This is a genomic window from Streptomyces toyocaensis (assembly GCF_000725125.1).
GTDB lineage: Bacteria > Actinomycetota > Actinomycetes > Streptomycetales > Streptomycetaceae > Streptomyces > Streptomyces toyocaensis.
In genome coordinates this window covers 816,079-828,868 of sequence record NZ_JFCB01000001.1, presented here as the reverse complement: position 1 = coordinate 828,868, position 12,790 = coordinate 816,079, and the positions used below count along the sequence as shown (strand labels likewise).

Annotated in this window: 10 protein-coding genes; 1 reads left to right on the top strand and 9 read right to left on the bottom strand. The window is 72.8% G+C overall.

The genetic code is table 11. The annotated features are described in order from the left end of the window. Positions 1 to 21: 21 nt before the first annotated feature. Together BU52_RS03540 and BU52_RS03535 are read right to left on the bottom strand one after the other, a co-directional pair. The gene (locus BU52_RS03540) at positions 22 to 1,338 is read right to left on the bottom strand and encodes an ABC transporter substrate-binding protein (RefSeq protein WP_051857864.1); all 1,317 of its coding nucleotides are present in this window, start codon (positions 1,336 to 1,338) and stop codon (positions 22 to 24) included. Positions 1,339 to 1,591: 253 nt separating this feature from the next. Then, positions 1,592 to 2,341 carry a hypothetical protein gene (locus BU52_RS03535; protein ID WP_037927520.1) on the bottom strand — a complete coding sequence of 250 codons (750 nt, stop codon included), beginning with the start codon at positions 2,339 to 2,341 and terminating at the stop codon, positions 1,592 to 1,594. A gap of 200 nt (positions 2,342 to 2,541) precedes the next feature. Between BU52_RS03535 and BU52_RS03530 the strand changes: the two genes are divergently transcribed. Further along, positions 2,542 to 4,698, top strand: coding sequence for a glycoside hydrolase family 9 protein (locus tag BU52_RS03530; protein ID WP_037927519.1), 2,157 nt, complete (start codon positions 2,542 to 2,544; stop codon positions 4,696 to 4,698). Positions 4,699 to 4,904: 206 nt separating this feature from the next. Here the strand turns inward: BU52_RS03530 and BU52_RS03525 are convergent, their stop codons facing one another. The 7 genes from BU52_RS03525 to BU52_RS03495 form a co-directional block, all read right to left on the bottom strand. Further along, positions 4,905 to 5,915 carry a DUF6215 domain-containing protein gene (locus BU52_RS03525; protein WP_037927516.1) on the bottom strand — a complete coding sequence of 337 codons (1,011 nt, stop codon included), beginning with the start codon at positions 5,913 to 5,915 and terminating at the stop codon, positions 4,905 to 4,907. A 224-nt stretch (positions 5,916 to 6,139) separates the two neighbouring features. Further along, complete coding sequence (locus BU52_RS03520; RefSeq protein ID WP_037927987.1) at positions 6,140 to 6,385, bottom strand: DUF5302 domain-containing protein; 246 nt, start codon at positions 6,383 to 6,385, stop codon at positions 6,140 to 6,142. Positions 6,386 to 6,458: 73 nt separating this feature from the next. Next, positions 6,459 to 7,880: a DEAD/DEAH box helicase gene (locus tag BU52_RS03515; protein ID WP_037927513.1), complete on the bottom strand. Its 1,422-nt coding sequence runs from the start codon at positions 7,878 to 7,880 to the stop codon at positions 6,459 to 6,461. A 139-nt stretch (positions 7,881 to 8,019) separates the two neighbouring features. After that, complete coding sequence (locus BU52_RS03510; protein ID WP_037927511.1) at positions 8,020 to 9,702, bottom strand: SulP family inorganic anion transporter; 1,683 nt, start codon at positions 9,700 to 9,702, stop codon at positions 8,020 to 8,022. Positions 9,703 to 9,710: 8 nt separating this feature from the next. Beyond that, complete coding sequence (locus BU52_RS03505; RefSeq protein WP_037927508.1) at positions 9,711 to 10,388, bottom strand: GAP family protein; 678 nt, start codon at positions 10,386 to 10,388, stop codon at positions 9,711 to 9,713. An 11-nt stretch (positions 10,389 to 10,399) separates the two neighbouring features. Then, positions 10,400 to 11,833 (bottom strand): DUF1254 domain-containing protein, encoded by a 1,434-nt coding sequence (locus BU52_RS03500; protein WP_200881140.1) that lies wholly within the window; start codon positions 11,831 to 11,833, stop codon positions 10,400 to 10,402. Further along, complete coding sequence (locus BU52_RS03495; protein WP_051857862.1) at positions 11,821 to 12,750, bottom strand: HAD family hydrolase; 930 nt, start codon at positions 12,748 to 12,750, stop codon at positions 11,821 to 11,823. Before BU52_RS03495 ends, BU52_RS03500 begins: the two co-directional genes overlap by 13 nt. Positions 12,751 to 12,790: the final 40 nt, after the last annotated feature.

Genomic DNA, 12,790 nt, shown 5'->3' with positions numbered 1-12,790 from the left:
CACGCGCGAGCCGGCCCGTCGTCACTTGCCCGCGGTGGGCACCACCTGCTCGCGGTCGCGCGCCGCGGAGATCGGCCAGACGACCTGTCGGCTTCGGAGATCGTCCGGGTGGACGACGCGCCAGCGGCCGTCGAGGAACTGCTCGACGACTCCCCCGGCACCGGTGTTCTGCCCACTGGCGTCGAACCGTACGTGGTCCCAGGAGCCCATGATCAGGTCACGGCGCGGCAGGCTCACGGCGCTCAGCGCCGAGCGGATCCTCTCCGGATCGCTGGAGCGCGCCTCGTTGACCGCCACGGCCAGCGTCATCACGGCGGTGAAGGCGCGCGCGGAGTTCTCCGTCATGGGGGCGCCGAACTCCGCCGCGAACATCTGGGCGACCTTCCTGGCCGTCGGGTCGCGTTCGGCCAGCTCGGCCGACCACGCGGTGCGGCGGATGAAGCCCCGGGCGTCGGCTGCCCGAGCCGGGCCGGACACGAACTCGGGGTCGGAGAAGCCGCCGCCGTAACCGAGCACCGCCGGCGGCAGGTAGCCGAGCCGGGTGAACGCCTTCTGCAGCAGCAGCGCGTCCCTGGTGTACGACAGGACGAAGAGCGCGTCCGGTTCACTGGCGCGGATCTGCCGCACATACGGCACCAGGTCCGAGGACGTCGCGCCGTAGGCGACGTCGGCGCCCACGGTCAGGCCGTGCTCCCGGGCGAGCTGCCGGGTGACCGCGGCGCCCTCGTTGCCGTACTGGTTGTCGACGTGCAGGATGCCGACGGTCGAGATCGGCACCCCGGCGGCCTTGCGGTCCTCGATCAAGGAGAAGAAGGCCCGGCCGAAGGTGAGGTCGCTGGGGCCGGTGCGGAAGAAGTAGCGCAGGCCGCGTCCGGTCAGCGCGGGCGAGGAGGAGTCACCGTTGACGAAGGGGATGTGGAGCCGCTCGGCGCGTTCACTGGCTGTCCGGGTGACGGACGAGTGGTAGGCGCCCGTCAGGGCGACGGCCCCTTGGCCGGCCACCAGCCGCTGCGCCTGGCTCGCCCCGGTTCGCGGGTCACCCCCGGTGTCGGCGTCGACGAGCTCGAGCCTGGCCCCTCCCAGGCCCGGCAGGCCGGGCTCGCCGGCCAGCGGGAGCGCCAGGTCCGGGAATTCCCCGTTGACGATCTCCGCGGCGAGTCGTGCGCCGTTGCGTGCGTCCTTGCCCGCCGAAGCGTCCGGTCCCGAGACCGGCTCCAGGACCCCGATTCTCACCTGCTCGGCCTGTGTGCCCGCACCGCGGTCGGCGCAGGCCACGGCAAGTGCCGGGAAGGGAGCGAGGACCAGCAAGAGGGCCAGACCCCGCAGCGTGCCACGCATGGCAGCCTCCTCTCCGGCCATGTGGCCGGTACGATCGGCGGCTGCCCGCCGGGGATGTGCGCTCCATGCTCGTACCGCCCCGCCGGTGCCGCCACGGGACGGCACCGACCGGGTTACTGGGGCCCGGGTCCTCGGCCCCGCCCGTCCCGCCCTCCGGGACCGGCCCACCGCCCGCCCCGGGGAGCCCGCGCATGCCGGGCGTCACCCGGCGCGAAAGCCGAGGCGGCTCGGCCCGCCGTGTCCGAACGCACGCTCAGAGCCGGTACCGGACCCAGACGTTGGGCTCGCAGTACACGGCGTGCTCGTGCCGGAGGGAGCAGTACACCGGCACCAGCGCCCCGGGAACCGTGACCGGCCCCTCGGAGTCGAACGGCAGCCCGGTCCAGCGACGCCACTGGCCGAGCGAACCGACGACCGTCCTCGACGCGGGGGCGACCGACTCGACCGCGCCGCCTGCCCTGACGTGCACCCGCAGCCAGGGGTCGTGCGGCAGCCCGTCCTCCGGGCGGTCCCGGACGGCGTACGCGGCCGTCGGCGTGTCCGGTTCCCGGTGCTTGGCGCTCGGCCGCGCGGGCGCGACGAGCTCCTTGAATCCGCCCGCGCGGGCGTTGTCCCGCAGGGCGGACACCATGCGGCCGGCGATCCCCCTGCGCTGGGCTCCCGTCGCGACGGTCATGTCGATCGCGCTCACCGTGTCCGGCGTACGGCCGTGCCGCAGGTCCGTCAGTGCCCAGCGCAGCGTCTGGTCCCATCCGGTGGCCGGCAGTTCCCCCCGCCCCTCGGTGCCGAGAACGAACGGGACGCTCAGCGCCCTGGCCACCAGGTCGCCCCCGGGACCGGTGGCGACCAGGACGTGCTGCGGGAACCCGGCGGCGATCCACTCGGTGTCACCCCCGACGAGTTCGTGCTCCATGAACGCCGGCCAGGTGTGCGGCATGCTCCACAGGGATGCGCTCAGCTCCGGCCGCTCCGCCAGGGTCGTGATCACCAGGTCACCGTTCATTCCGGGCAGACTAATCACGCGGATGACGTTTGCCCTTGTTTGCACCGATCCGGGGCGTGTCCGTCCGGCCTTCCGCCTCGCCCACACCACCGGACTCCCGGGAGCCGCCCTGCCCCCACCCTTGAACTCCCACCCCTGCGGGTCCACCATGGGAGCGCTCCCACCACGGGAGCGTCCCCACAGTGACTCAGGAGCCGCTCATGCCACCCTCCCTGTCGTTACCCCGGCGCAGAACCCTCTCCGCCGTCCTCCTGGCCGGTTCGCTCCTCGCCGGTGGTCTGCTGACCGCTCCGGCCGCGGCGGGACTCCCCACCGCCGCGGCGGAGACCACGGCGGTCCGCGTCAATCAGGTCGGATATCTGCCGGACGGCCCCAAGCGCGCCACCGTCGTCACCACGTCGCCGCAGGCGCTCACCTGGCAGTTGCGCACCGCGTCCGGCGCGGTGGCCGCCTCCGGCTCGACCGTCCCGCGCGGCGCGGACCAGGCGTCCGGACAGTCCGTCCAGGTGGCCGACTTCTCCTCGTACCGGGACACGGGCTCGGGATACGTCCTGACGGTGGACGGCAGGAGCAGCGACCCGTTCGACATCCGCGCCGACCTCTACGACCGTCTGCGCTCGGACGCGATGGCGTTCTTCTACCACCAGCGCAGCGGCATCGCCATCGAGTCCTCCCTGGTCGGCTCCGCCTACGCGCACCCGGCCGGGCACCTCGGTGTGGCCCCGAACAAGGGCGACACGTCCGTCCCCTGCCAGTCCGGGGTCTGCGACTACACCCGGGACGTCAGGGGCGGCTGGTACGACGCGGGCGACCAGGGCAAGTACGTGGTCAACGGAGGCATCTCCACCTGGCTCGTCGTCAACTCCTTCGAGCGGGCCGGGCGTGCGGGTACCGACGAGGCGCTGGGCGACTCGACGCTGCGCGTCCCCGAGCGGGGCAACGGCGTGCCGGACGTCCTGGACGAGGCCCGCTGGGAGCTGGACTTCCTGATGCGGATGCAGGTGCCCGACGGCAAGCCGCACGCGGGCATGGCGTTCCACAAGGTGCACGACGCGGAGTGGACCGGCATACCGACCCGCCCCGAACAGGACGCCCAGGTCCGTGAGCTGCACCGTCCGTCCACGGCGGCCACCCTGAACCTCGCGGCGGCCGCCGCGCAGTGCGCCCGCGTGTACCGGTCCTACGACGCCGAGTTCGCCGACCGCTGCCTGGCGGCCGCCCGCAAGGCCTGGACGGCGGCGCGGGCCGAACCGGCCCTCTACGCGCCGGACTCGGACAGCACGGGCGGCGGGGCCTACGGCGACACCCAGGTGACCGACGAGTTCTACTGGGCGGCCGCCGAGTTGTACGCGACGACCGGTGAGAGCGCCTACCGGGACGCCGTCACCTCCTCGTCCTGGCACACCTCCGCCGGCGCCTTCACCCGGTACGGCTTCGGCTGGGCGGACACGGCCGCGCTCGGACGGCTCACCCTGGCCACCGTGCCCAACGGGCTGTCCGCCGCCGATCTGTCCCGCATCCGCTCCTCGGTGACCGCGGCCGCCGACGGCCACCTGTCCACGATGGCCGGACAGGGGTACGGAGTGCCCATCCCCGCGGACGGGTACTTCTGGGGGTCGAACAGCGCGCTCGCCAACAACGCGATCGTCCTGGCCGTCGCCGGAGAGCTGACCGGTGACGCGCGCTACCGCGCCGGAGCGCTGGAGGCGATGGACTACCTTCTCGGGCGCAACGCCCTCGGGCAGTCCTACGTCACCGGCTACGGCGAGACGTCCTCACGCAACCAGCACCACCGCTTCTGGGCGCACCAGCTGGACGCCTCGCTGCCCAACCCGCCGGCGGGCTCGCTCGCGGGCGGCCCGAACAGCGGCCTGCAGGACCCGGTGGCGCAGGAGAGGCTGGCCGGCTGCGCGCCGGCCGCGTGCTACGTCGACGACATCGGCTCGTACTCCACCAACGAGGTGGCGGTCAACTGGAACGCCCCGCTGGCCTGGCTCGCCGCCTTCGCGGCCGAGCGGACGTCCACCGGTGAGCAGCCGGGGGCGGCCTGCGCGGTGACCTACACGGTGGACAACGCCTGGAACGACGGGTTCACCGCGACGGTGACCGTCAGGAACACCGGCCCGGCCGCGGTGGACGGGTGGCGGCTGGAGTGGAGCTACCCGGGCGGCCAGCGCGTCACCAGTGCCTGGAACGCGACCGTCACCCAGAGCGGCACGGCCGTCGTCGCCCGCAACGTGGAGTGGAACCGGGTGATCCCGGCCGGGGGGACGGCCAGTTTCGGCGTCCAGGGGTCGCTCAGCGGGGGCAATCCGGCCCCCACGGCCTTCACGCTCGACGGGAACGCCTGCGCCTGACCGCGCGAACGAACCGCGGGACGAAGGCCGGACGGACACCGCCCGCGCATGGCCCGCCGCATATGCGCGGCGGGCCGTGCGCGGGCTGGTCCGACATGTACGCCGCACCCGGATGCGGCGTCTCCGCGCCGGCCCGCGCCGCCACCCCGACCCCGCGCGCCGGCTCGACGAGACCGGCTCTGTCCACACCCGCCGCCGGGGCCTCGTCAGACGGTCCGGTCGGGAAGCGCCGGAAGGACCGTCTCGGCGATGCCGAGGAGGGCGCTGTCGTCCGGGAGGGTTCCGGACGTGCTCCACACGGTGATGTCGTAGTAGCCGCCCCGGTCCTTCCCGTCGAGGGCCACGGTCAGTGTTCTGGCCAGGGGGCCTTGTTCGACGGGTCCGCCGGACCCGCCGCCCCCGAGGCTGATCTCGATCTTCATGGTGTGATCCGAGAAGAGGACCGCGGGCCGGCCGAGCACCGAGAGCGTCCTGACGTCCGTCTCCTCACCGAACTCCATCAGTTTCACGTACTGGGCGATCGACATCCGGTTGTACGTGGCCGAGACGTTCACGGTGTAGGTGTCGAACCGGACCTCGGCCTCCGGCTGGGCGACCTTCCCGTCGGTCAGGGGAGCGGTGTCGCTGGTGCCGGACGCCACCGTCGCGGTCTCCCCGGGCGTGCCGAGGAGCTGGGCCAGGTCGGACCGGTTGAGCGCCTTGCACAGCTCGTCGCCGGTCACAGCGCGGGACGTCTTCTTGTAGGCGCTCGGCAGTTCCTCGCCTTCCCCGCTCGGACACGAGGCGGCCCGCGGCGTGCCGTCGTCGCCCGAGGGCAGCAGCTGCGGGCCCAGCCACGCCGCGGCCCCGAGTGCCGCGAACACGGCCACGGCCGCGACGGCCTGGCCCCACGCGTTGGGTTCCTTCTCCGAAGCGGCCGGGGTCGGACGCCGCCCCGCCGGAGCCTGCGGCTGCGGCTGCGGCCGGGCAGCATCGTCGGGCACCGCCCCGCCCGCGGACGCCGCCGGGCTCGGGTTCCGGCGGGCGCGCAGGGCCCGGACCACCGTGTGGACACGTACCGCGGTGAACACCAGGAACGCCACACCGATCGCGGCCGCCACCCATGTGCCGTCGCGGAGGGCGAGGTACATGATGCGTACGCCGAAAACGGACCCGACCACGATGAGCAGAGGCTCACGGACCCAGAAGGGCAGGAGACGGAGGAGGAAACCGAGCATCCCACGATCACACCAGGACAAGATCACGTCAGCCGTGATGGAAGCCACAATTCCGGCTCGGGACCCAACCGTGACCAACGAGGGCTCGGGCCCCCCGAGTGCGCCCGGTGCGGACGTGTCTGCTTCCGCCGTCGGTCCGGGCCACACGGCGGGTCGCCAGTTCCGCCGTCAAGGGCTGACCGCATCCGTGCGGGGCACCGGGCAGTGCGCCAGGCAGACCGTGCTCAGCCGCCGCTCTTGCGCCGGAACGACCGCTGGCTCGCGGCCGGTCCGTGCGCCCTGCGCACCTTCGCCGCACCCGGGTTGGCGGCGACATCGGCGGCCTCCGCCTGCGCGCCGCGCTTGCGCGCCAGGGCTTCGCGGAACTTGCGCTTGAGGTCGTAGTTGCCGTCGGCGTCCGGTGCCAGCGGGGGCGTCCCGGGGGCAGCGGGCTGCTCCGAACCGTCCGTTGATGCGGGCTGTGCGGTCATGGTGACCTCCTGGGTTCGGGGTGTGGGCAGGCACAGCTTGTCACGCCGCGCGCGGTGCGGGGGGCCGGCCACGTCATCCCGCTCGGCCGTTGCGGCGCACGAGGGCGGCCTTGCGGGCTTCGGCGAGCTTGCGGGCCTCGCCCGTCTTCCGGGACCTGCCGCCGCCGCGGGAGGTGTCCTTGCTGGTGCCGAGGCCGCGGAAGGGGAGGTTGGTGTTCTTGGGACGCGGCACGGCGGGCCCGCCGTCGAGCGGGATCCCGGACGGAGCCCTGGCGCCGGTGATGCGGCTCAGCTCCGCCTCGCCCGAACGCACCTCGGTGACGGTCGCCTCGATTCCGGCGGCGGCCAGCATGCGGGTCGTCTCGCGGCGCCCGCCCGCCGGCACGAGGGTGACCACGCTGCCCGACGCGCCGGCGCGGGCGGTGCGGCCCGCACGGTGCACGTAGTCCTTGGGGTCGGTGGGCGGGTCGACGTTGACCACCAGACCGAGGCCGTCGACGTGCAGGCCACGGGCCGCGACGCCGGTCGCCACCAGAACGGTGAGCCCGCCGCTGCGGAACTGCGCCAGGGTCCGCGTGCGCTGTGGCTGGGACTTGCCGCTGTGCAGGGCCCCGGCGTGCACCCCGCTGGCCCGCAGATGCCGGGTGAGCTGGTCGACGGCGTGCTTGGTGTCGAGGAACAGCAGGACGCGGCCGTCGCGGGCGGCGATCTCCGTGACGACCGCGTAGCGGTCGGGACCGTGGACGACCAGGACGTGGTGCTCCATCGTCGCGACCGTGCCCGCGGACGGGTCGACCGAGTGGACCACGGGGTCGTGGAGGTAGCGACCGACCAGCTCGTCGACGTCGCGGTCGAGCGTGGCCGAGAACAGCATGCGCTGCCCGTCGGGGTGCACCTGGTCGAGCACCTGGGCGACCTGCGGCAGGAATCCCAGGTCGCACATCTGGTCGGCCTCGTCCAGCACGGTGATCCTCACCCGTCCCAGGCGGCAGGCGTTCCGCTCGATCAGGTCGTGCAGGCGTCCGGGAGTGGCGACGACCACCTCGGCGCCCTGGCGCAGTTCGGCGGCCTGCCGGCCGATCGACATGCCGCCGACGACCGTGGCCATCCGCAGTCGCAGTGCCTCGGCGTACGGCGCCAGCGCCCGGGTGACCTGCTGGGCCAGTTCGCGGGTGGGCACGAGGACCAGGGCGAGGGGCTGCTTCGGTTCGGCGCGCCGCCCGGCCGTACGGGTGAGCAGCGGCAGGCCGAAGGCGAGCGTCTTGCCCGATCCGGTGCGCCCGCGTCCCAGGACGTCGCGTCCCCGCAGGGCGTCGGGCAGGGTGGCGGCCTGGATCGGGAAGGGCTCGCTCGCCCCCTGTGCGCTCAGTGTCCGCAGAACCTCGACCGGCAGTTCGAGGCCGGCGAAGGAGGCGGCCGGGGGCGGTGTCGGAGTCGTGGTCCCGGGCCGGGCGGGACCGCCGGGAGCGTTGCCGGAGTCGTCGGGGTGCTTCATGAACAGCCTTCCGCAGGGGAACGTACCGAGGAAGGCCCGGCAGGACGGAACGGTCCACGCACCGGCGGAACCGAACAGATGGCTGCGCCCACCGCGACGACCACGAAAAACGCATGACCCTACCACGCGGCGGGTCGGGTCACGTGCCGTGCCTGGCCGCGTCGACCGCCGCCCGCACCGTGGGGTACACGCGTCTGAGCTGCTTTCGGGCTTCGGCGGTGCGCAGTACGTCCCTCACCTGGCCCACGTCGCGGGCGAGCAGGAGCCGGACTCCGAGGGAGTCGAGTTCCTCGGCCAGGTCGTCGAGCATGCGCACGGCGCTGACGTCGACGAAGGGGACCGTCTCGCCGTCGATCACGACCGCCGTCACCCCTGTGCGGGCGGCGCCCCTGCGGACCGTGGACCGGATCCGGTCGGCGTTGGCGAAGTAGATGCCGGCCTCGACGCGCAGGACGACCACGCCGGTGATCCTGCGGCTCTCGCTGTGTCTGTCGAGTGCGGCGAAGTGGCCGTTGCCGGGCAGTTGCCCCAGTTCGCTGACGACCGGGCGCGAGGAGCGGTAGAGGAGCAGGAGCAGGGAGACTCCGATGCCGATGAAGAGGCCGGGCAGCGTGCCGAAGACCATCACCCCGAGCATCGCCGCGACGGCGGCGAGGAAGTCGGGCCGCGCGGCGACGCCGTAGGCCTGGCCGAGCCTGCGCGTGAAGACGCGGTGGAGGTGGACCAGGGAGCGGATGTCGACCAGCTCGACCACCGCCGCGATCACCACCCCCGCGAGCACCGCCTCGGGGAGCTGCTCGAAGAGGCCGGTGAGGAAGAGGAGCGTGACCACGGACAGGGCGGCCACGAGAACGCCCGAGAGCTGGGTGCGGGCGCCGGCCGACCAGTTGACCGCGGTCTTCGAGAGGCTGCCGTTGACGACCATGCCGCTGCACAGGCCGGCGCCCAGGCCGGCGGCCCCGAGCCCGATGAGCTCGCGGTCGGCGTCGACCTCGTAGTGGTCGCGGGAGGCGTAGGTCCTGGCCGCACCGAATCCTTCGGCGAAGGCGACGACCAGGACGCCGACGCCTCCGGCGGCGAGGTCGCCGAAGGCGCCGGCCGGGATGTCGGGGAAGCCGAGGGAGGGCAGACCGGTGTCGATGGCCCCGACCACGTCGACACCGTGGTCGGCCAGGTCGAAGGCGGCGGACGCGGCGATCCCCAGCACCACCGCGATCAGTGAGCCGGGCACGGCCGGGGCGACGCGTCTGAGGACGAGGATCAGCACGAGGCCGGTGAGGCCGACCAGGAGGGTGAGGCCGCTGGTCGCGCCGAGGTCCCCGATCAGCCCCCGGACCTTCTCGAAGTAGTTGCCCGAGCCGCCCTCGACGCCGAACAGCTTCGGCAACTGGCCGGCGATGATCGTCATCGCCAGGCCGACGATGAAGCCCTTCAGCACGGGCTCGGAGATGAAACTGGCGAGGAAGCCGAGGCGCAGGAGCCCGGCGAGGAGCGCCGCGACGCCCACCGTGACGGCCAGGGCCGCCGTCGTCGCGGCGAAGTCGGTGCTCGATCCGCCGGCGGTCTCCCCGACGATCGCCGCGGAGAGCGCCGCCGTCGCCGCCATCGGCCCGGTGACCAGATGCCTGGAGCTGCCGAAGGCCGCGTAGAGGATCAGGGCCGCCGGCGCGGCGTAGAGGCCGACCACGGGCGAGACGCCGGCGATCGTCGCGTAGGCGAGGGCCTCGGGCACGAGGACCGCCCACACGGTCACCCCGGCCAGCGCGTCCCGCCCCAGCCACTGCCGCCGGTAACCCCGCAGTGAGGGGAACAGCCGGAGCATGCCCGTCCTCAGGAGGAGAGGTCGGTGACGGCGTCACCGATCAGCTTCGCGGCCATGAGCAGGCAGACCACGGCCGTGATCGCCGCGTTGTTCCGCTCCATCCAGAGTTTGAGGCCGTCGAGGACGTGCTGCGAGCGTTCCCTGAGGGTGAAGAAGAGCACGAGGGGCGCCGCCGTCCCGAGCGCCCCGATCACCACGAAGACCGCGAGGGCCGCGGCCTGCGCGCCGGCGGAGGTGTCCGTACGCGCGATCGCCGCCGCCGCGGCGATCACGAGCAGCAGGTTCTTCGGGTTGAGGGCGGACAGCACGGCCCCCAGCGCTCCGGCCCTGGCGGGGGTGAACGAGTCCACGGTCCGCATCCACTTCGGCAACGCCACCTCCTCGTCGCCGCGCGGCCGGTCGCGCCAGTGCGTCACCGCGACCCACAGCAGCAGCACGCCCAGCGCCAGGTCGAGCGCGCTGACCCAGACGGCCGGCTGCCCCTGTTCGCTCGGGCCCGCACCGCCGGAGACCAGCAGCACGACCGTGCCGACCAGGGCCAGGCCCGCCACCCATCCCAGGAGCAGCGCCGGCCCGTTGGACCGTGCCCTGGGGGTCGCGAGCATCAGCACCATGCCGATGACGGGGAAGGGGCTCAGTGCCACCGCCACGCCGTACGACAGGATCTGACCGATCGCCTCACCCACGTCCGTCTACCTCACACCGGTTCGATCTCGCCCGGCCGCCAGCTCTGGTCGAACCAGCTTTCGAGCGGGCCGTAGAGTCGCAGGACGACGAACCACCCCTTGCCGGGAACGGTCCGGATCCAGTTCGCCTCCCTCCCCTGCGGCGCCGTCGGGCCGAAGTGGACGACCGTCTCCCCGCCGTCCTCGGCCCTGACGTCCTCCGAGAGGCTGTTCACGCTCGGGTGGGGGTCCTCGGTGCGCAACAACGACCGGGTCTGCGGGTCGTAGGCGGTGACGGACCAGAAGTTCTTCACCGGGATGCCGGCCGGCAGGGTGAGCGTGTATCCGCGGCCGCCTTCGAGCAGCGCGCCGGTGGAGTCCTCCGCCGTGTAGACGTACTGCGAGCCGGCCCCGACGGCGGCCGCCGCCATGGCCGGTGAGGTGCCCGCCGCGAAGTAGTGGTACACCGCCCGTGCGTCCAGCAGCCGGGCCCCCTCCGGCGAGAGGAACTCGTGGTTGTGCGACGGCCACGGGTTCTTCCACGAACTGCCGGAATAGACGAAGAAGCCGGGGTCGCGCGGCTTGAAGCACAGCGTCCGTACGATGCCCGAGGCGATCCTGGCGGCGGTGTCGAGGATCGAGCGCATACGGTCGTCCGGCCGGAACGGCTTGCCCGGCACGATGCCGATCGCGGCGAGCTGGCCGGCCCGCTCGGGATCGAGTGCCTGGGGCGGTTCGCCCTGGACGAGGGTGTCGATCTCCTCGAAGAACGTGAAGTCGTTCGCGTGGATGGTGTTGAACTCCGACTCCGCGAAGTTGAGGAACCGCTGCTCGGGCGGGTCCGCCGCCTCCGAGAGCGGATAGATCCGCGACTGGAGCAGGCCCTCCATGCCGTTCAGCGCACGCAGCAGTACCCAGGAGGAGAAGGTCGCCGGCCGTACGACGAAGTACCCCTCGGGGACGTCGCCCTGGTGGCCCGGGGGCAGGAAGAGGTACTTGCCGCCCGCTCCCTTGTCGGGTCCGGCGATGCCCATGTCGGCGACGTGGCGCTGCCAGAGGTCGTTGACGAAGCACAGCGAGTTGCCCGGTGCCTCGATCACGGTGGGTCCGTCCTGGTCGAGTGCCAGGCAGGTCATCCCGTACGTGGTCTCCGTGTTCGCGGTGAGGATCAGTGGCGCGGAGCTGCACCGCGGGGACAGGCAGCCGATCGTGCGGGAGTCGACGCCGATGGCGTGCAGGCCGCGCCGCATCGCCACCATGGAGGCGCCGGGCACGCAGTTGAGGAACACCTCGATCCCGCGCAGCAGGTCCAGCGCGTCATAGCCGTGGCCGACCGCGTCGGGCAGGGGCAGGCCGTCGAAGAAGTCCATCGCGCCGAAGACCGTGTCCAGCCGGTCCGGCATGCTGATCGACGGAAGAGTCCCGGCCGATGTGCCGGGGCTGGGGGCGTCGTTCACCTGTGGCACCGCGTTACCTCCTGGTCGGGTCGTTCCGTGAGCACCGTGTTCCAGTCGTTCTTCACGCTGACCGTCGTCCAGCCGGACCGCTCGGCCGTCGCGCGCGCCCTCTCCGCGTTGTCGGTGTAGGCGTACTCCCGCACGTCGTCGTCGTGCACGACGAGCAGGGCGAACCGCGCGGACTGCAGCATCTCGACGTCCACGTCGTCGTTGCCGGCCGCGAAGCACGGCAGCCGGCCGGTGCGGGCGAGGACGTACTCGGGCTTCCCCGGGCCGAGCGCGAGGGGTCCGTGCAGTTCCGCCCGGCGGACCGGCACGCCGTCCCGGTAGGCGAACTCCGGCGCCGAGCCGATGACGTTCTCCCGCGGCAGGCCCCAGAGCTCCTCGCAGAACACCCGCATGAAGTCGCGCCCGCCGCCCGAGCAGACGAACAGCCGCCAGCCGTGGGCTCTGAGGTAGTCGAACAGCTCCAGCATCGGCCGGTAGACGAGGCCCGTGTACGGCAGACCGAAGCGCTCGTGACGCCAGGACGCCAGGTACCGGGCGGCCTCGGCCTCGTACTCCTCGGGGGTGGTGCCTTCCCAGGCATAGCCGAGTGCCCGCACCATGAGCGTCACGGCGCCCGGATCCTGGGCCTCCAGTGCCCGGAAGAACGCCTCGTCCCCGTCGACGACCGCCCGGTAGGGCTCGCGGCCGGCCAGCGACGGATCGGCCCGCACCCGCGCGGCCAGTTTCCCGAGGACGAACGCCGTCTGCACCGGGGCGGGTTTCTCGACCCACAGGGTCCCGTCGTTGTCGAACACGGCGATCCGGTCCGCCGGGGGGACGAAGCCCGGCGTCCCTTCCCGGGCAGCGGACGTCACGAACTCGACGATCGCCCGCTTGGCGGCACCGTCGTTCCAGCTCTCCAGTGGGCCGGTGTCCATGGCCACCCCTCCGTCCGGGTCGTCGCGCCGTCGGATCGCC